Here is a 20,675-nt window from a genome sequence, read left to right as displayed (position 1 = left end):
AGAACTATTTATCGTGTTTTGTAGAAATTTTCCAGTAAGTCCAAGGTTTATAAAAACAACAACTCTTTTTAAGAGAAGTAGGGACTGGATCAAATCCATATGTTCCAAATGGACCACAACGTATGAGACGAAAAAATCCTATCCATGCACCAGCCCATAGTCCATGACGTGCAATTGCTTCATAAATATATTCTGAACAGGTTGGGGCATGACGACATTGATTCCCTATAAGGCTGGAAAGTGTTATTTGATAGAACCGTATCAAGAAAATACCAAATAATCGTCCGGGTGTTTTTCGCCAAGGCCCCACGTAATTTCGAGTTTGTCTGTTTTTTGTACGAGATTGTGGTTTGAGCATTTATTTTTTTTCAATTTGTTCAATACAATCTATAACTGCATCGAAAGGAAGCAGAGTAGATGTATGACGTTCTCTATAGTTTTTAATGGGCTGCAAGCAAGAAAATACTTCAAATGGAGCTTGGGGAGGGGACCCATCTTTTGTTAACATCTGATAAATGATTTCACGGAGCATTTTAAGATCTTGTATTGTTTGTCCTACGATATGAGATGCTAAAAGGGAAGCTGAAGCTTGTCCTAGCACACATGCACGCACTTCATGAGCGAAATCTGTAACGATATCATTTTTCACTTTTAAATCTACAGTGATTGTTGAACCGCAAAGGCGTGCATGTTTTTTTGATGTTGCATCCGGATTATCAAGACGTCCAATTCTACTTATGTGGGCGGCATATTCAAGTATTTTATCACTATAGATATCGTCAATCATGAGCTATTACCTGAAATTTCAAGAGTTTTGATTGCTTAAGCTTTTAATTCGCTTATATAGAGATTATACAAAATGAAATAGGTATGCAGCAAATGCTTTGTATAGGGTAAACTTGGAGTTTTCAAATGCATGATGGTGTTAAAGGAGGTTCGGTAGATTCACTTTTATCTGAGAAGCGTCCTAGTTTAGAAGAGATAGAACAAGCGATTCGTACATTGCTGTTATGGGTGGGGGAAAATCCAAATCGAGAAGGGCTTGTAGATACTCCAAGACGTGTAGCTAAAGCGTATCGCGAGCTTTTTATTGGTTATAGAAAATCGGTTGAAGAAATTTTAGATACGGTTTTTGAAGAGGTTTCAGGGTACAATGAATCGATAATCGTAAAAAATATTCCTTTTTATTCACATTGTGAGCATCATATGATCCCAATTGTTGGCAAAGCTCATATCGGGTATCTTCCTGATACAAAGATTGTTGGACTTTCAAAAATTGCTCGTGTTGTAGACATTTTTGCTCGTCGTTTACAGACACAAGAGGCTATGACAGCTCAAATAGCTGATGCTTTGGAAATACATTTAAAGCCTCGTGGTGTTGCGGTGTTGATTGAGGCTGAGCATATGTGCATGGCTATGAGAGGAATTCAAAAGCAAGGTTCTACAACGATTACAACAAGTTTTCGTGGTTGTTATGAAGAAGATCAAAATCTACGGGATAACTTTATGAAGATGGTTTAAAGATTATAATTAACTCGCGCTTCGTATATTCTATAGAGCTATAATCATTCCTATAAAATAAATCGCGTAGAAAAGTGAAAATGGGCTTGTACGTCGCTTTATGATTTGTTAAAGCCAAGAAATCAATATATTTTTCTTCACTCCGTGCGGTCGTGGCGGAATTGGTAGACGCGCAGCGTTGAGGTCGCTGTGGGGCAACCCGTGGAAGTTCGAGTCTTCTCGACCGCACCATTTCAATTCTCTGGAGTGGATAGAATCGTCTTTAAGAGATATGCTGTTTTGTCCATTGTGGTCGGGGCTTTCTTTGTGTGTTATTTATAGTATATTCTTGGAAATGAATTTGTTTCAGGAAGGGTAGAGATTTTGTTTTTCCCTGTAGATTTGAAATTTCGATCTTTGATGGTGTTGTCGTGAGAAAAGCAGTCTTTTTAAAGTATTTGATATTCTTTATGTGTGTTTCTTTATTGACGGCATGTAGCGCGTCGCGTGCTGTACTGTGGCATGGGGTTCATGCAACACCATCTATGATTGCCGTTCAAAAGGAAGTTGAGGATAAACCGATTCTTCCAAAGACAGTTGTTCCAGTGTATGTTGCAACAAGTCGTATGATGCAAAAGAGTTATTCTCAGCCTTATGGCGCAGAGCGATCAAATAAAGTGCACTATAATCGCGTTGACGTAGGAATACCTCAACAACATGTAAAAGGTTTCGTTGAAATAAACGCTTATAAACCTACTCATGATAAGTATTTTGCAGCAGTGGCATTACAAAAATACGATAATAAAGAACAGTTTAAGCAGCAATTAAATGCTGCTTTAGCAAAAAAGCCAAAAGGAAAAAGAGAAATTTTTCTTTTTATTCACGGTTATAATAATAACTTTGCTGATGGCACATTCCGTACAGCGCAGTTTACACACGACTATTCTTTGGATGTTGTTACTGTGCACTATTCTTGGCCGTCTGCCGGGTCAGTCCCTCTTTATATTTATGATCGTGATAGCGCCAATTTTGCACGTGATGGACTTATAGAGCTTTTGAAAGTCATCAGTGAGACCAATGCTGATCAGATTTCGGTTATTGCTCATTCTATGGGAAATTTTGTTATAATGGAGGCATTTAGAACTTTAGCATTACAGAAAAACTATAAACCTATTCATCGTATTACAAGTTTCTTGATGGCAGCGCCGGACATTGATGTTGACGTATTTGAACGCCAACTTAATGATATTAAAAAATTACCTCAGCCTACAGCTATTTTAGTCTCTCGTGCGGATAAAGCACTTGCTGTTTCGGGGCGTCTTACGGGAGGACATCATCGTGTGGGGGATGGTTCAGATATTGAAATGTTGCGTAAAAATGGAATAGCTGTCCTTGATTTTTCAAATGTTGATGGTGGAGCACATAATGTCTTTGCATCTTCACCAACCTTGATGGCTCTTTCTCGAGAAGGTTCGTTAGCTTCAACAATTATGCAAGGTACAGAATTATCGCCTAGTCAGGCACTTCTTGCTGATAGTAGTACTGTGTTGGAGAAAACAACTCATCTTATTCTTTATACGCCTGTACGTTTCTTAACCCCTACAGCTCGACATTAAGTGTGAGAAAATAAAATTTTTTATCAAAAATCAATGAATTGAAAATAATATTTTTTAGCACTTTCTTTAGAATGACTTTGTAAAGTGAAATAAATAGCGGAATGAATGTAAACAATCATTAGGTGAGTTTATGATGGTTGCACGAAAACGTTATGCCGATCCACCTACATTAGTTGATTATTTATCTTATTCCGCAGTTAAATTATCAGATATTCATACTATGCTTTTGAAGGTGAGAAAAGGTCATATGGGGGAAAAACCAAATTTATTGCGTCAAATTGATTCCACAAAAAAACAGCTGGATGAAATGTGCCATGCTCTTATCTTAGAATATCGCAAACGCCAAGAAAATGAGCGCTTTTTAAAACAAATTTTGGTATCGATTTTCGATCAACTTTTTTCACTTAATAATGGCTGCAAGGAAACCGGACGTCTTTTCTTTCAAGAGATTAGAATGCTTCAATCTCAGTTGCAATGTTTTTATGAGGGAAGGGAAAAGTGTAATGGATTGGATAACCAAGGATCTTTTCATTCTCCATCAAAAATTGATGAAGTTATTAAGCAGTTACAAAAAGCGCGAAAAAAACTTACTCTTGAAAGCCCACACCTTTTTGAAAAAGAATATTCAAGCTCAGAAAAAATTGAATAAAAAACGCTGATGAAAATATTTTTAATTTTATAGAAAACAGTACAATAAATATATGATTAATTCATTATGAAAGACTGTAAATCGTGTTAATTGATAAAAATAAATTCTCATACAAACAGCGCCACCTTTTAAAGAGAATGAAGCCTCTGTTTATTGTGCAATCTTTACAATAAAAAATTCTAATCTTTTTAATCGTAAAATATTAGTCATTCGCTAATAATGTAAATATTTTTTCACAGTAGGCTTTAGAAGCATTTAGAAATATTAGAAGTGATTAAAACAAGAGAAAAGCAAAAAAATGCTACTGTTGCAGAGGAATGTTAGAAAATTCTATTCCCTTGCTTCTATTTGCGAGTCCCTCATTTAATAAAACATATGGAGAATAAATCAGTTAACCTTAAAAGCATATGGTGCCCCCAGAGGGTTTCTTAATTTCCCTATAATCATATTATCATCAAACATTCCTAAGCAATTTTGAGATTTTCTATCATCAACGGTTCTTATTTCAGCAGAACAGTAAAGAGTGATAAATTACTTTAGAATGGAAGTGCAATCTCTTCCTCTTCAAGCGATTGAGTTATAATTTCGGAATAAAAAGGCAAGCCATTAAGAAAAATAGCTTTGTTATTTTTTTGTAAAACCTGCTTTTTGTAAGAGCTTTCAAAATTTTTTCTATTGATTGATCAATATCTGTTCCACCTTTTTTAGGAATACACCAGCTTTCATCTATAACTTTAGGAAGAACTACATCAGGAGATAGGAATACTAAAAACGCTTCCCCTTTTTCACTTGTTGATTTTCCACTAGCTGAAAGGACAGATTTATCAAAATAACCTTTCATCATGATGTAGCTATTATTAACAAGATGATAATTTATCCATTTAAAATCAAAAAGAAGTGATAAAGATTACATTTATAGATAATACGTTTACTTAGATCAACAAGCAGAATGATATAGAGACCACTTCCTAGAATTTTATTTAACCTACTTTAATATCGTGATCTCGATTTTTTTGACAGATTCTGTCTGCTTCATATCGCGGTTAAATGGAGGATTTTCTTTATCTTTAAGAAGTTTTTTGTAAATAAAACATCTTCAACTGTTATAGAATTTTCACCTGAAAAGCATACTTTTGGATTAAGAAAAAAGAAATTTCAGTTGCTTTCTATTTAATTCAAATTTTTCTGCAAAAAGTTTATAAAATATAAAAGCTTTATAACGGGAACGCACCATCATTCTTTCGAAAATAAGATAAAAAAACCATTCATCAGAAAAAAGTCCTTTGGGAATTATTCTAAAGCTTTGGATGACAAATGGATTTAATCCATAAAATGTTTCAACTCTATTATAAGTAATTTTACCTTTTTAGCTTACAGTAGGGGATGCATAAAGAAAATATTCAAATTTATCTAATAATTTTGGAATCTTAATGTATTGGAATGCTTTTTTCTATAAGATTCTATAGTTTAAAAGAAGAATTATAAAAGTAAATAAAAGTTTAAAGTAATAACAATTATAGCATAATAGAAAAAGTTACTTTGATTATATTATATTGCAATATTTATTTTTTTATGCAATCTTATCCTATACCATTGCTCTAAGTTATTGTATGAATACATTTCAATAAAAGATTAGTATCATAAAAAGGGGGATTTTGTATATGTGTGCATAAAAGTTTTATTTGTTATTTTTAGCTTTTTTCCAAATTTGACTTTTCTCTTTATATTGAAGTAAAGAGAACAAAATTTAGTGTCATTTCATTGGTTTAATTTAATACACTTGATTGAAATTATATTTAATATTCCTAATGTTGGGGTTATTCTAAAAGCGCGTTGAAAGGATTCACTTAATCATGTCGCATAAAAATATCTATTCTGTTATCTCAGTATTGGCTGGAGCTGCAGCCCTTTTTCTTGCAAGCCACACTTCTGCGGGTGCGCAAACTTTGTCTCAAGGTTGGTATAAGGTTTGTAGCAAGCAGCATGATGTTGAAGTTTGTAATACAATGAATACTGTTGTATCAAACACTGGACAACCTTTGACGGCTTTTAATCTCGTTGAAATAAAAGGGAAACAAAACGAGAAACGTATAGGCATTCAAGTTCCTACAGGGCGTTTTTTGCCAGAAGGTGTTCATATTCAAATAGGAGATAACTTTTCTAAAAAAGTTCCTTATATTATCTGTAATGGGCCAAGTTGTATTGCCAATGATGTTTTAGATGATAAGCTTATCACGGCTATGAAAAGCGGTTCAAAAATGGTTGTAACCACAATTAATTTCCGTGGTGCTGCTAATCCTATTGAATTTTCTCTTAATGGATTTACCGCCGCATATACAGGTCCTGGTATGGAAGAAAAAGATTTCCAACAAGAACAAATAAAATTACAGCAAGCTATTCAATCAAACCAAAAAGAAATTGAAGACCGTATGCGGGCAGAGCAAGAAAAAGCTAAACAAAAGTAATCGATGTAAAAAACATTTTTAAAATCTTTTTTCTATGTTTAACTCTTAAAAACGCCACAAAATTTTGTGGCGTTTTTTTATGCTTAACTTTTAGAAAGAGTTCTCCGTTTCCACCAACCAGTACGCTCAGTTTTTGGAGCATCATCAGGTGTTGATGATATAACAACGGGATGAATAACTTTTTCCTCAATTTTGAAGGGAGTCTGTTCGACAGATTCCTCACTTACAGTTTTTTGCTCTGATGTTTTTTTTTCTGATATTGATTTTTTATATGTTCTACGTGGAGATTTTTTAGCAGCTGCAGGAGTTTTTTTCGCTATATCATGAGTCGATTCATCTGTTTCTTTTGTTTTAGCTTTATGTATTGAGTTAGCTGCAGGCTTCTTTTCCAAAGGTTTTAATGTTTCTACATTTTGGTTATTCTCAATGATTTGCTGATTTTCTTCTGTTTTTGAAGAACGTGTTTTACGTTTTTTAGGTTTTGCAACTGTATCAATTTTTAAAGTTTCATTTTGTTGTATGCTTAAGTGTTGTATATCATTTTTTTCTTCTTCAGATTGTATCGATTTAGCGGCTGGAGTATGACGTTTGTGATACGTTGTCTTAATTTCCTCCAAAGCCTGTTTAGCAAAATCGCCTACTGGTTCTGCATAAGGAATACGAGACTGATAAAAGCCATTATCTTGATTGCGACGCCCGCCACGACGTCCACGACGGCGTCCTCTACGACGAGAATCATTATTTAGCGTATTGTCTTTTTTATGAACGCTGGAAAGAGAATTATCATTAATCTCACCTTGGCGATTTTTATGCCGATGTTTTTGTTTCGTTTCACTCGGTGTTTTATCTTCGATAGATGCATTATCTGTTAAGATTGTCTCCTCAACGTCTTCCTCATTGTCATCTTGAAGTATCAATGGTTGCTGAGAAACCGCTTCTGCTATTGTGCCTTTAGAAATAATGAGATGTTGTGTCCCAATGCTATCATCTGCTTCAACACTAATATTAAGTTTAAAGCGTTCCTCTAGATTAACAAGAATATTGCGCTTGTTGTTTAATACATAAAGAGCTGTTGCGACAGGTGTGCGCACAATAATGTTATATTGTGAATTATGAAGAAGATATTCCTCAATTGAGCGCATGACATGTAAAGCAATTGATGATTCAGAACGGATATTTCCTGTACCAGAACAATGCGGGCAGGGTTGTGTTGTACTTTCTAAGACTGATACGCGAATACGTTGACGGCTCATTTCCAAAAGACCGAAATGCGAAATGTGGCCAACTTGAATACGAGCACGATCGCTTTTTAAGCAATCTTTTAATTTTTTTTCGACATGCCTTACATTACGCTCTTCAAGCATATCAATAAAATCAATTACAATCAAACCAGCAAGATCACGTAAGCGTAATTGACGCGCTATTTCTTCTGCAGCTTCAAGATTGGTTTGTAATGCTGTTTTTTCGACAGAGAGTTCTTTGGTAGAGCGACCAGAGTTTACATCAATAGCAACAAGTGCTTCTGTTTGATTAATAACAAGATAGCCACCGGATTTTAAAGAAACTTGCGGGTGCAACATTTTATCAAGCTGAATTTCGATATTGTTCCGTGCAAAAATAGGGATAGGATCACGATAAGGTTGCACAACTTTTGCATGACTTGGCATGAGCATACGCATAAAATCTTTCGCTTCACGATAGCCTTGATCACCCGAAACGAGAATTTCATTGATATTTTTATTGTAAAGATCCCTTATAGAGCGCTTGATGAGATTGCTTTCTTCATGCACAAGGCATGGTGCTGTAGATTTGAGTGTTAAAGTGCGAACAGTATCCCATAGCCGCGTGAGATATTCATAATCACGTTTAATCTCAGCTTTTGTTCTATTCGCTCCAGCAGTTCTTAGAATAACTCCCATCCCCTTGGGTACAGCTAATTCTTTTACAATCTCTTTAAGACGCTTACGATCTTGTATATTTGTAATTTTTCGTGAAATACCGCCGCCACGTGCTGTATTAGGCATTAAAACAGAATAACGACCTGCTAAGGATAAATATGTTGTGAGTGCAGCACCTTTATTACCACGTTCTTCCTTAATGACTTGCACCAGCAAAATTTGACGTCGTTTAATCACTTCTTGAATTTTATATTGACGTCCTTGTTTTCGTTGATAGGTAGGAAGTTCTTCTCGTACATCCTCTGCACCAACCATTTCGATATCATCATGAGAAACACTTTCATCAAACGTTTCTTCTGTATCATCAAGTGTTATTGTTTCAGATATCATGGCATTTTCAACATTCGTTGCCATAGTACTGTTACGCTGATCTTTTTTTGTTTTTCTGGAGCGTTTTTTATTTGTGTTTGTTTCTTCAGGAAGATTATCTGCATAATTCTCTCCTAAAGCAGCTTTTTCTTCTTCTTCAAGAAGAGCAAGACGATCAGCAAGAGGAATTTGATAATAATCAGGATGAATTTCAGAAAACGTCAAAAAACCATGACGGTTGCCACCATATTCAACAAAAGCAGCTTGGAGAGACGGCTCTACACGCGTAATACGTGCGAGATAAATATTTCCTTTAAGTTGCTTTTTATGTTCTGATTCAAAATCAAGTTCTTCAATTTTGTTGCCGTGAACAACAACAACACGTGTTTCCTCCGGATGGGAGGCATCTATAAGCATTTTGTTTGACATAAGTTAAAATCCTAAAGGCGACACGCACAACTATATTAGCACGAACAGCATAACTGTTTGCAAACATAAGAAGCTGTCTGCCATAAAAGGGAGGGACCGGAAAAACAGAACGGAATACTACGTGTAAATGCGTGATTGCATTTACATCATTTTTAATCATCTTCTCCGTTTGTTTTGTATGACTCATAATTTTGTAAGTCTCCGATAAAACAATCTTTAAAATAGTTCGGATATCCGAACCCGCGAATCTTAAATAACGCAATTCCAGCTTTTATGACATAAAAGAATTTTCATCCACAAAAAGCCTAAATGTATAATAGCGACAATTTTTTTAAAGACAACTTAATATGGACTACAGATAATTTAGATGATTACTATCGGCTAGAAAGCGTAAATGCTCTTTTATGTTGATATCATAGTTTTGGCAAGCAACAATTAAATAGGTACTATGATAATATCTTTATTGCCTTAATCTAGCTTTGTAATTATTTAAAATAGGTGAGTTCATTATTTGTTGGAAAATATGAGGTAAATTTGATTCTTGCTTTTATAAAATTGAGATTAGTTATAATTAATTTAGAATATAGAGTACTTTGCTGATGATTAGAGGGGGCTTTATCAAAAAACTGAAAGCATTTTATTGGAATATTATTTGGTATGTACCATGCTATTTATTGTTTTTTTTAATACTCCAAACAAATATTCAAGCTGCTAATACCCTAAAACTTATCAATTTACGAACCATTGGTGATAGTACACACACGCGTATTGTTGCACTTTTTAATGCTGAACCAAATGTTCGGTTGCAGATTTTGGACAAGCCTGCGCGTTTGATTATCAATTTGCCTGTCGTTGATTTTTCAGCACAAAATAGGTCTTTAAAGAAGCAGAATACAATATCGAAGATGTTATCAGATGTGCGTTATGGTTTTTCTGATACACGAACTTCACGCATTATTTTAACAAGTAAAACTGTTTTTGTTGTTGAAAAAACTGTAGTACAAAAATTGGACAATGGTTTATGGCAACTGCTTGTTGATATTAGTAAAAGCACACAAGAAAAATTTGATAACAGCTTGAAACAGCAGGCAAAAGATAATCATAAAACAAAAACACTGCTAAGTTCAAAGCGTAACTTTCGCGTTGTTCTTGATCCTGGTCATGGTGGAATTGACGGTGGTGCACGGGGTGTTACTGGAATTTTAGAAAAAAACATAACGCTCGCTTTTGCACGCGCATTGCGAGATGAATTAAAAAAGGACACTCATATCACTGTTGCGTTAACACGTGATTCTGATGTTTTTTTAAGATTGAACGAAAGAGTCAAAAAAGCGCAGGAATTTGATGCTGATCTTTTCATATCTATTCATGCAGACACCATTAATATGCATTCGCTTCGTGGAGCTACAGTCTATACCATATCAGAGAAGGCTTCTGATGCAATCGCAAAATCCTTAGCTGAAAGTGAAAATAAAGTTGATTTGCTTGATGGATTGCCTGCAGAAGAATCTCTTGAAATTACCGACATTTTAATTGATCTTACACGACGTGAAACCCATGCATTTTCAGTTAATTTTGCTGATCGTGTTGTTTTAAATTTGTCAAAAAGTAATATCAATCTGATAAATAACCCTCATCGATATGCCAATTTTCAAGTTTTAAAAGCTCCAGATGTACCTTCTGTGTTAATAGAGATAGGTTATTTATCAAATAAAGAGGATGAGAAATTGTTAAACAATCCTCAATGGAGAAAACAAATAGCTGCTTCTATCACTCATTCCATTCGTCAGTTTGCCGAATATAGGCAGAAAGTTATGCAGCCTCTTTAAATTTGTAACGAAATAGAGTAGTAATGTGCATTTATAAGTAAAAGGTAGAAGATATTTTCTTTATCTCAAATTTAGTGATGACACTCGTTATGTGCTGGTGAGAGCGTGTGTTTTTTGATCAATTCTAAAGAAAGTGATAACCGTTTTGATGATGATTTTTTTAAGATATCTTCTTAGTTTTGTTATTACAATTGGGGTTGGAAGAGCAGCGATACAAGGAGCAATAGCAAAGGAGCAAACAAACGCACTCCCTGATTATGAAGTTCTTTCGCTTTATGAACCAGCTGTGATGACTCGTGTTCATGCTTCTGATGGTAGACTTATGGCGGAATTTGCGACGAAACATCGCCTCTATTTACCAATTCAGTCAATACCAAAACTCCTGAAAGATGCTTTTATTTCAGCTGAAGATAAAAATTTTTATCGTCATTTTGGTTTAGATCCTGAAGGACTTTCTAGAGCCTTGATCAATAATATCCGTAATATTGGTTCTGGAAAACGTCCAGAGGGAGCATCAACTATTACGCAACAAGTCGCTAAAAACTTTCTTTTAAGTTCAGACGCAACGTTGGAACGTAAGTTTAAAGAAGCTATTTTAGCTATGCGTATTGAGAAGACTTATTCAAAAGATCATATTCTTGAACTTTATCTCAACGAAATTTATCTTGGTCGTAGTACTTATGGTATCGCAGCAGCATCTTTAACCTATTTTAATAAATCCGTTAATGAGCTTACTTTAGAGCAATGCGCTTATTTGGCTTCTCTTCCGAAAGGACCAGCAAATTATGATCCTTTCAAAAATGCACAACGCGCTATTAGTCGACGTAATTGGGTGATCGACCGGATGGTTGCCAATGGATATGTAACGCGTGAACAAGGTGAAAGAGCTAAGAAAAAGCCTTTAGGCGTGACCGTGCGTGGTAGCGATAGCTATGTTTTTGCTGCTGACTATTTTACAGAAGAAGTACGTCGTCGTTTAATGCGTCGATATGGAGCGAAAACACTTTATGAAGGTGGACTTTCCATTCGTACAACACTTGATCCTCATCTGCAACTTATTGCTCGGCGTGCTTTGCACAATGGATTAATTAAATTTGATCATTCGCAAGGATGGCGTGGGGCTTATAAACATCTTGATAAAAGTGATGATTGGGGCACAGAGCTTGCAAATATTACAGGATTGAGTGATGTTCCTGAATGGCGTTTAGCTATTGTTCTTTCTACTAATGCTAATAAAATAGAGATTGGTTTGCAACCACAACGCGAGGCTTCAGGCTTATTGTCAACAAAGCGGGAAATAGCACTTTTATCTGAAGCTGATTCGAAGTGGGCATTAAGTGTTGTTAGAGAAAATGGCACTCGAAAAACTGTTCGGGATTTATCTCATGTTCTGCAAGTTGGAGATGTTGTCTTTGTCGAAAAAGCATCAAATACAGATAATATTTACCACTTACAACAAATTCCAAAGGTTGAAGGTGCAATTGTTGCTATGGAGCCTCATACTGGACGTGTTCTTGCTATGGTAGGAGGATTTTCTTTTGCAGCTTCTGAATTTAATCGTGCAACACAAGCCTATCGTCAGCCCGGTTCTGCTTTCAAACCTTTTGTCTATGCAGCGGCACTTGATAATGGATATACACCAGCATCGGTTGTTTTAGATGGTCCCATTGAAATTCGTCAATATAATGGTGAGGTTTGGCAACCTAAAAATTATGGTGGTACATTCGCAGGACCTTCAACGCTGCGTTATGGCATTGAACATTCTCGCAACCTTATGACAATACGGCTTGCCTATGATATGGGAATGCCTCTTGTCGCTGAATATGCAGAACGTTTTGGTATTGTAGATAAGTTGCAACCTTATCTCCCCATGGCCCTAGGAGCTGGTGAAACAACAGTTTTAAGAATGGTTACAGCTTATTCAGTTATTGCCAATGGAGGACGCTCTATTCATCCCTCTCTGATAGACAGAATTCAAGATCGTTATGGGAAAACAATTTACCGCCATGATGATCGTATTTGTGAAAATTGTAATGCTCAGTCGTGGGATAATCAAAGTGAACCTACATTGATTGATGAGCGAGACCAAGTTCTTGATCCTATGACGGCTTATCAAATTACATCAATGATGGAAGGGGTTGTTCGGCGTGGTACAGCTGCACGCTTGCAATATCTTAATCGACATATCGCTGCAAAAACAGGAACAACAAATGATTCTAAAGACGTATGGTTTATGGGGTTTACCCCTGATCTTGTTGTTGGTATTTTCATTGGTTACGATCAACCAGCACCATTAGGATATAAAGGGACGGGAAGTTCATTGGCGGCGCCTATTTTTGGTGAATTTATGGCAACGGCTTTGAAAGGAAAACCAGATGTGCCATTTAAAATGCCAGAAGGGATGATTTTAATGCCAATTAATCGTAAGACAGGTATGCTTGCCGAGGCTGGAGACCATGATGTTATTATAGAAGCATTTAAACCAGGAACTGGACCTGCTGATATATATCAAGTAATTGGTAGTACAAATTCTTTTCAAGAAGGGATTCCTGCAGCAACAACTTCTCCACAAGTCAACAAAGCTCTTGAAAGTGGTGCAGATGGATTGTATTGATTAAAAAAATTCTCTTGTCATATGACTGACAACAGATGAAAGGCATTTTTGTCTATTTTTTTTGTAATATAGCTATAGTAAAGAGGTTAGTAAGGCTATGCTATCCCCTTAACTACGATCATTCAATTTGTATAAAATGTTAAAAAACGGAATGAAAGAGATTGTTAAAAAATAAAAACTACGGTGTTAAATTATGCGAGCAGAAATAGAAGAATTAGTCGATGAAATTCAAAAGGCAATTAAATTGCTAAGGGGGCATCTTTGACTGGGATCAGTCACTAAAACGTCTCGAATATCTTAATCAAAAGGCAGAGGATCCAACACTTTGGGATAATGCGCAACAAGCCCAAGATATGATGCGTGAACGTCAGCGTCTTGACGATTCGATCAGTGGTATTTTGTCATTTACAAAAATACTCGAAGAGTGTCTCGAATTAATCGAGATGGGTGAAGAAGAAAGTGATATTGAAATTATCACTGAAGCGGAGAATTCAATACGTAATCTTAAAAACGAGATAGATAAGAGACAAATAGATGTGCTTCTTTCAGGAGAAGCAGATCAAAATGATACTTATTTAGAAGTTCATGCTGGAGCAGGAGGAACGGAAAGCCAAGATTGGGCTTCTATGCTATTACGCATGTATACGCGCTGGGCTGAACAACATAAAATGAAAGTTGATCTACTAGAAATTCACGATGGAGAAGAAGCGGGAATTAAATCAGCGACTATCCTCGTAAAAGGGCATAATGCTTATGGTATGTTGAAAACAGAATCAGGTGTTCATCGTTTGGTACGCATTTCACCGTTTGATTCAAATGCAAAGCGCCATACTTCTTTCGCAAGTATTTGGGTTTATCCAGTCATTGATGATAATATTGAAGTTGATGTATCAGAGGCCGATGTTCGTATTGATACATATCGTGCATCAGGAGCTGGAGGACAACATGTCAATACGACAGATTCTGCAGTGCGCATTACACATATAAAAACGGGTATTGTTGTCCAGTGTCAAACGGAACGTTCTCAGCATAAAAATCGAGCAACTGCGTGGTCTATGTTACGTGCAAGACTTTATGAAGAAGAGCTCAAAAAAAGAGAAGAAGAAGCAAATGCTATTGAATCTTCTAAAACAGAAATCGGGTGGGGGCATCAGATTAGATCTTATGTTCTTCAACCCTATCAACTTGTCAAAGATTTACGCACAGGTGTTGAAAACACCGATCCACAATCTGTACTCAATGGAAATTTAGACGCATTTATAGAAGCAACACTCGCTCAACGCATTTATGGAAGAGCCCAAGAAATTGAAGAGATTAATTAGCTAAATATAATATTTTTCAAAAAATTACAAATCTCTTTCTTGGCTTATCATTTTCAGCTTTTCGATCTCAATTCACTAAAGCCAATAGATGAAAAAATTCACTTCTTATAGGTGCTTGAATAACAAAGCTTACAAACCATCATGATGTAAAAGTGCAGCGGCTGCTAACACCTCATCCGCATGTCCAGGTACGCTAACTTTGCGCCATTCTTCTACTACTTTTCCAGTTTCATCAATCAAAAAAGTACTTCGTTCAACGCCCATATATTTTCGCCCATACATGCTTTTTTCGACCCAAACACCATAAGCCTCAAGCGTCGTTTTTTCTTCATCAGAAACAAGGATGATATCAAGCTCATGTTTTATTTTAAATTTATCATGTTTTTTAACATTATCTGGAGACATTCCGATAATAATAACTCCAATTTCATCAAATTTTGCTTTCAATCGCGTAAAGTCAATCGCTTCACTCGTGCACCCACTCGTATCATCCTTTGGATAAAAATATAAAACGACAACTTTTCCCTGAAGGTCAGAAAGACATAATTTTTTTCCACCATCGCATGGTAAATTAAAATCAGGAGCAAGAGTGCCTTTTATTGGTCTTGTCATTGTGTTGCTCTTTCTTTTCTGTACATTAAGTATAAAGCATGAGAATACATAAAAGAAGTAAAGACTGAATTCTACAGAATTCTTATTCTATCATAAGGATGAAATTGAGAAAAGGAGAGAAAAATTATAAATGGATCATAGTGTTTTTATTAAAACATGTTTTTTCTTACCAAAAGAAAGTTTAATTATTCCTTCTGCGTTGCTGTCTTCTTCAATAATAAGATGCGTTTCATCCTCAATGATTTGATCATTGACACGGACCCCTCCACCTTGAACATGTCGGCGTGCCTCACTGTTAGATTTGGCGAGGCCTGCTTTTACTAAAAGAGTTAGCAATCCAACACCTTTTTTTAATTGTGTAGCATTAATTTGAACAGTTGGAAGATTTGTTCCAAGTGTTTTTTCTTCAAAAGTTTTACGAGCCGTTTCGGCGGCTTCATCAGCAACATTGCGCCCATGCAACATTGCTGTAATTTCTGTTGCAAGAATTTTCTTTGCTTCGTTAATTTCAGTTCCTTGTAAAGCAGACAGCTTAAGAATCTCATCCATTGGCAAAGTCGTATAAAGCTTTAAAAATCTTGTAACATCAGCATCTTCTGTATTGCGCCAATATTGCCAAAATTGATAAGGTGAAAGCATATCTGTATTAAGCCATACTGCACCATTCAATGTCTTACCCATTTTAGCACCGGAAGAAGTTGTCAATAATGGTGAAGTTAATGCATATAACTGTGCTGTCCCTAGACGATGCCCTAATTCAATACCGTTGATAATATTACCCCATTGATCAGAACCACCCATTTGCATACGCAATCCATAACGCTTATGAAGTTCAACGAAATCATAAGCTTGTAAGATCATATAATTAAATTCAAGGAATGATAAAGAATGTTCGCGTTCAAGTCTTAATCTGACAGAATCAAATGATAACATACGGTTAACAGAAAAATGTTTTCCTACATCACGTAAAAATTCTAAATAATTCAAATTGCATAACCACTCAGCATTGTTAACAATGCATGCATCAGTTTTACTATCACCAAATGTCAAATAGTTAGCGAATACTTTTTTAATACCTATGATGTTTGCAGCAATATCATCTTGTGTAAGAAGTCGCCGTGCCTCATCTTTGAAGGAAGGATCACCGATTAGTCCTGTTCCTCCCCCCATTAAAGCAATGGGACGATGACCGGTTTTTTGCAACCAATAAAGCATCATAATTTGCAGAAGGCTTCCGGCATGTAAACTTGATGCTGTAGGATCAAATCCAGTATAGGCACTGACAACTTCTTTTGAAAAAAGATTATCCAAACCTCTTTCATCCGAAATTTGGTGGATAAAACCACGTTCGTTCATAATATGTAAAAATTCAGATTTAAAGGTAGGCACGTACTTTATTTCCTAATTTAATATTGTATTCGTTTATATCATGAAATTGCTAATGTGGTCTCTCTACCACACATGATGCAAACCTCACAAGAGAATCAGAAATATTAATAATAAAAACAAATACCTTCTTGCTATATACTTTAGGAAAACATTCTTTTTATTGAAAGAAAAGGCATTGTTTTTTATTTTAAAACTCAAGCGGATGTAAGAGAGCTAGAAGATAATGCGAAAAACAAAATCCCTCTTTGATTATCAGAATGAATTTTTTATATTTTTAGTGTTCTAAGTAAGGGACAACATTTCAGGGGGAGGAGCGAGAAATTCACCCGTAATATGATCATCCAAATATTGAGCGCATCGTTCAATAAGTTCTTTATTGCATCCACTAAAAAAGTGGTTAGCACCTTCTAAGGTTTCTTGTGTAATGGTGATACCTTTTTGTGTCTTTAGTTTATCTACAAGAGTTTGAATATCTTTTGGGGGAGCAACTTTATCGATATCGCCATGAATGATAAGCCCAGAGGAAGGGCAGGGAGCAAGAAATGAAAAATCATAAACATTAGGTTGAGGAGCAACGGATATAAACCCCTCAATTTCTGGTCGGCGCATTAAAAGCTGCATACCAATCCAAGCACCAAATGAATATCCAGCTACCCAACAGTTTTTAGAATCAGGATGCTGTGTTTGCACCCAATCGAGAGCAGCAGCAGCGTCTGAAAGTTCTCCTATTCCATAATCAAATTCGCCTTGGCTGCGGCCAATACCACGAAAATTAAAACGTAATGTAGTAAAGCCACGTTGTTGGAACATATAGAAGAGATCATAAACAATTCTATTGTTCATTGTGCCACCAAATTGGGGATGAGGATGTAAAATAATAGCAATTGGTGCATTTCTTTGTTGTGAAGGTTGATAACGTCCTTCAAGTCGACCTGCGGGACCATTAAAAATAATTTCTGGCATTAAATGCTCCTTAAATGCTATAAAGGCTCTTATTGACCTTAATCGACTTTTACCATAGAATCTCTATTTAATTACTAGATATTCTTTTTTAAGTGCATTTTTCAAGAAAATTGCACTATTTTTTTAAATCAATTCATAAGATTAATGGTTGCGATGTAAAATGGTTGTAAGACGCCGATATTTTGATCACAATGCGACAACACCGCTCAAGAAAATTGCACGGGTGGCATTATTAGAATCTCTAGAGATATTTGGTAATCCATCATCCGTTCATGCGGAAGGGCGTGCTGCTAAAGCCTTATTGGGAAAAGCGCGCCGACAAATCGCTGAAAGCCTTAATACACATTCAGACCACGTTGTATTTACATCTGGTGCGACTGAAGCAGCGATGACTTTATTGACACCTTTTTATAGTATGGGAAGCTCTAAAGTTCAATTTTCTCATCTATATCTTGGAGCTACTGAACACCCATCTCTTGCAGAAGGAGGACGTTTTTCTAAAGAATTCATCAGTACAGTTTCTGTTGATCAAGATGGTCTTATTCAACAAGATAAATTAATTTCTCTCTTAACTGTTCACGACAACACGAAAGGTCTTCCTCTTGTTGCCATTCAAGCTGCCAATGGTGAAACCGGTGTTATTCAACCAATAGAAGAAATAGCCGCTATTGTTCACAGTTTTGGAGGCATTCTTATTGTTGATTTGACACAATACGTAGACAAAAATTTTGTTGATATTCATCAAATGGGAGGGGATTTTTTCATACTGTCTGCGCATAAAATTGGTGGACCTAAAGGAATCGGAGCTTTTGTTTCATGTGGAAATCTTTTGATGCCATATCCTCTTATTATAGGAGGAGGGCAAGAGAAAGGTTCGCGTGGAGGAACTGAAGCCCTGCCGCTTATCGCAGCTTTTGGGGCAGCAATAACTGATTGTTTTACTCAAGAAGAGAGAGAACAGTTAATATATTTACGCAATAAATTAGAAGATGGAATACAGACAATATCTAATGATGTTGAAATTTTTGGTAAAAGAGTTCAACGTTTGCCAAACACAACTTATTTCACGGTGCGTGATATAAAAGCTGAAACTATGCAAATTGGTTTTGATTTAGCAGGATTTTCTGTATCAGCAGGTTCTGCTTGTTCTTCAGGAAAAGTAAAGCAAAGCAAGGTCTTGACAGCAATGGGGCATCATGTTCCTAATGGAGCGATACGCATTTCAATAGGACAGAGCACAACATCCCAAGATGTTGATGATTTTTTATTGTTTTTTTCTCAATTTATCAGTAAGAGGAAGAGGTAGAATTTAATCATTTACATTTAACGCTTCTAAATTAAAATTATTTTGAAAATTAAGTAAGCTTTTAAGCTTGATTGAAATTTTTCCACTTTCCATATAACCTAGAAAACGAATTGCTTACTTCAATTCTATGAAAAAACAAGACTTTTAGTTACCGGTTCTTGATGCCAAAAAATGGAGAAAGTTTATGTCGCCGGCAGTACAAGAAACAATACGCCAAGTACGGGAAATAGATGTTGATCAATATAAATATGGGTTTGAAACCAATATTGAAACAGATAAAGCCCCAAAAGGTTTAAACGAAGATATTATCAGATTTATTTCTGCTAAAAAACATGAACCTGAATGGATGCTGACATGGCGTTTGCAAGCTTTTCGTCGTTGGTTAACAATGCAAGAGCCTAATTGGGCGCGCATTAAATACCCCAAAATTGATTTTCAAGAGCTCTATTATTACGCTGCTCCTAAGAATCATACAGGACCAAAGTCTTTAGAGGAAGTGGATCCTGAGTTGTTGGCAACTTATGAAAAACTTGGTATTCCTCTCAAAGAACAAGAAATTTTGGCAGGGGTAAGAAAACAGTCTGATCCTTCTACTTTTGATGATAATATTTATGCATCAGGACAGGTCGCTGTCGATGCAGTCTTTGACTCTGTTTCTGTTGTAACAACATTTAAAAAAGAGTTGGCACGTGCTGGTGTTATTTTTTGTTCTATTTCAGAAGCAATTACTGAACATTCCGCTCTTATTAAGGAATATTTAGGAACCGTTGTGCCTGTCGGTGATAATTATTACGCTGCTTTAAATGCAGCTGTTTTTACAGATGGTTCATTTGTTTATATTCCTAAAGGCGTTCGTTGTCCTATGGAGCTTTCAACCTATTTTAGAATTAATGAACGCAATACAGGGCAGTTTGAACGAACATTAATTATTGCTGATGAAGATTCTTATGTTTCTTATCTTGAAGGGTGTACAGCCCCCCAACGTGATGAAAACCAACTTCATGCTGCTGTTGTTGAGCTTATTGCTCTTAAAAATGCAGAAATTAAATATTCTACAGTACAAAATTGGTATCCCGGTGATAAAGATGGTAAGGGCGGTATTTATAATTTTGTAACAAAACGTGGAGATTGCCGAGGCGATAACGCTAAAATTTCATGGACACAAGTTGAAACGGGTTCTGCAATTACTTGGAAATACCCATCTTGCTTACTCCGTGGCGACAACTCGCGTGGAGAGTTTTATTCTATTGCCGTTGCAAATGGCTATCAGCAAATTGATTCTGGTACAAAAATGATTCATTTGGGAAAAAATACATCAAGCCGTATTGTTTCTAAAGGTATTTCTGCTGGTTTTTCAAATAACACTTATCGGGGGCAGGTTACAGCACAGAGAAAGGCGCAGAATGCACGCAACTTTACGCAATGTGATAGTTTATTAATTGGGAATGATTGTGGTGCTCATACAGTCCCCTATATTGAAGCAAAGAATGCGACAGCTCAATTTGAACATGAAGCAACGACATCAAAAATTTCTGATGATCAGCTTTTCTATGTTATGCAACGAGGGATTCCTGAAGAGGAAGCTATCGCATTAATTGTGAATGGTTTTGTCAAAGAAGTCATTCAAAAACTTCCAATGGAATTTGCTGTTGAAGCACAAAAACTTATTGGTATCAGCCTTGAAGGTAGTGTGGGATAATTATTAAATAAAGAG

The 20,675-nt window shown here is 35.9% G+C and carries 16 protein-coding genes and 1 tRNA gene; 10 read left to right on the top strand and 7 right to left on the bottom strand.

Annotated features, from left to right (window positions below; genetic code table 11):
- Positions 1–4 precede the first annotated feature (4 nt).
- Both yidD and AC0QT4_RS04285 read right to left on the bottom strand, forming a co-directional pair.
- Positions 5–358 (bottom strand): membrane protein insertion efficiency factor YidD, encoded by a 354-nt coding sequence (yidD, locus tag AC0QT4_RS04290; protein ID WP_473200487.1) that lies wholly within the window; start codon positions 356–358, stop codon positions 5–7.
- Complete coding sequence (locus AC0QT4_RS04285) at positions 359–787, bottom strand: iron-sulfur cluster assembly scaffold protein (RefSeq protein WP_473200486.1); 429 nt, start codon at positions 785–787, stop codon at positions 359–361.
- Between the two features lie 125 nt (positions 788–912).
- Between AC0QT4_RS04285 and folE the strand changes: the two genes are divergently transcribed.
- The 4 genes from folE to AC0QT4_RS04265 all read left to right on the top strand — a co-directional run bounded on the left by folE (position 913) and on the right by AC0QT4_RS04265 (position 3,765).
- Entirely contained in the window at positions 913–1,521 is a 609-nt protein-coding gene (folE, locus tag AC0QT4_RS04280) for a GTP cyclohydrolase I FolE (RefSeq protein WP_473200485.1), read from the top strand.
- 146 nt (positions 1,522–1,667) lie between these two features.
- Positions 1,668–1,752, top strand: a tRNA-Leu gene (locus tag AC0QT4_RS04275).
- A gap of 179 nt (positions 1,753–1,931) precedes the next feature.
- A complete protein-coding gene (locus tag AC0QT4_RS04270) occupies positions 1,932–3,116 on the top strand; it encodes an alpha/beta hydrolase (RefSeq protein WP_473200484.1) in 1,185 nt (394 codons plus the stop codon).
- A 133-nt stretch (positions 3,117–3,249) separates the two neighbouring features.
- Complete coding sequence (locus tag AC0QT4_RS04265) at positions 3,250–3,765, top strand: hypothetical protein (RefSeq protein ID WP_473200558.1); 516 nt, start codon at positions 3,250–3,252, stop codon at positions 3,763–3,765.
- Positions 3,766–4,342: 577 nt separating this feature from the next.
- Here the strand turns inward: AC0QT4_RS04265 and AC0QT4_RS04260 are convergent.
- Complete coding sequence (locus AC0QT4_RS04260) at positions 4,343–4,609, bottom strand: hypothetical protein (RefSeq protein ID WP_473200483.1); 267 nt, start codon at positions 4,607–4,609, stop codon at positions 4,343–4,345.
- Between the two features lie 1,009 nt (positions 4,610–5,618).
- Between AC0QT4_RS04260 and AC0QT4_RS04255 the strand changes: the two genes are divergently transcribed.
- Positions 5,619–6,230 (top strand): invasion associated locus B family protein, encoded by a 612-nt coding sequence (locus AC0QT4_RS04255; RefSeq protein WP_473200482.1) that lies wholly within the window; start codon positions 5,619–5,621, stop codon positions 6,228–6,230.
- Between the two features lie 83 nt (positions 6,231–6,313).
- On the opposite strand, the gene AC0QT4_RS04250 is transcribed toward AC0QT4_RS04255, so the two are convergent.
- Positions 6,314–8,926 carry an Rne/Rng family ribonuclease gene (locus AC0QT4_RS04250; RefSeq protein WP_473200481.1) on the bottom strand — a complete coding sequence of 871 codons (2,613 nt, stop codon included), beginning with the start codon at positions 8,924–8,926 and terminating at the stop codon, positions 6,314–6,316.
- A 599-nt stretch (positions 8,927–9,525) separates the two neighbouring features.
- On the opposite strand from AC0QT4_RS04250, the gene AC0QT4_RS04245 reads away from it, so the two are divergent.
- From AC0QT4_RS04245 to prfB, 3 genes are all read left to right on the top strand, one after another.
- Positions 9,526–10,755 (top strand): N-acetylmuramoyl-L-alanine amidase, encoded by a 1,230-nt coding sequence (locus AC0QT4_RS04245; protein ID WP_473200480.1) that lies wholly within the window; start codon positions 9,526–9,528, stop codon positions 10,753–10,755.
- Positions 10,756–10,903: 148 nt separating this feature from the next.
- Positions 10,904–13,369, top strand: coding sequence for a penicillin-binding protein 1A (locus tag AC0QT4_RS04240; protein ID WP_473200479.1), 2,466 nt, complete (start codon positions 10,904–10,906; stop codon positions 13,367–13,369).
- 193 nt (positions 13,370–13,562) lie between these two features.
- A protein-coding gene (prfB, locus tag AC0QT4_RS04235; protein ID WP_473200478.1) for a peptide chain release factor 2 occupies positions 13,563–14,691 on the top strand; the annotation gives its coding sequence in 2 pieces (ribosomal slippage) (positions 13,563–13,631 and positions 13,633–14,691; 1,128 coding nt in all).
- Positions 14,692–14,820: 129 nt separating this feature from the next.
- Here prfB and AC0QT4_RS04230 read toward each other — a convergent pair.
- The 3 genes from AC0QT4_RS04230 to AC0QT4_RS04220 form a co-directional block, all read right to left on the bottom strand.
- Positions 14,821–15,303: a peroxiredoxin gene (locus tag AC0QT4_RS04230; protein ID WP_473200477.1), complete on the bottom strand. Its 483-nt coding sequence runs from the start codon at positions 15,301–15,303 to the stop codon at positions 14,821–14,823.
- A gap of 135 nt (positions 15,304–15,438) precedes the next feature.
- Positions 15,439–16,692: a tyrosine--tRNA ligase gene (tyrS, locus tag AC0QT4_RS04225; RefSeq protein WP_473200476.1), complete on the bottom strand. Its 1,254-nt coding sequence runs from the start codon at positions 16,690–16,692 to the stop codon at positions 15,439–15,441.
- Positions 16,693–16,974: 282 nt separating this feature from the next.
- Positions 16,975–17,655 carry an alpha/beta hydrolase gene (locus AC0QT4_RS04220; RefSeq protein WP_473200475.1) on the bottom strand — a complete coding sequence of 227 codons (681 nt, stop codon included), beginning with the start codon at positions 17,653–17,655 and terminating at the stop codon, positions 16,975–16,977.
- Between the two features lie 160 nt (positions 17,656–17,815).
- Between AC0QT4_RS04220 and AC0QT4_RS04215 the strand changes: the two genes are divergently transcribed.
- Positions 17,816–18,961, top strand: a complete 1,146-nt coding sequence (locus AC0QT4_RS04215; protein ID WP_473200474.1) for a cysteine desulfurase family protein — start codon at positions 17,816–17,818, stop codon at positions 18,959–18,961.
- A gap of 184 nt (positions 18,962–19,145) precedes the next feature.
- Positions 19,146–20,660 (top strand): Fe-S cluster assembly protein SufB, encoded by a 1,515-nt coding sequence (sufB, locus tag AC0QT4_RS04210; RefSeq protein WP_473200473.1) that lies wholly within the window; start codon positions 19,146–19,148, stop codon positions 20,658–20,660.
- The last annotated feature ends 15 nt before the right edge of the window (positions 20,661–20,675 follow it).

This window comes from Bartonella sp. EBT8 (genome assembly GCF_055796165.1).
Note: the sequence above shows the minus strand (reverse complement) of the source record. Positions and strands in the feature narration are given on the sequence as shown.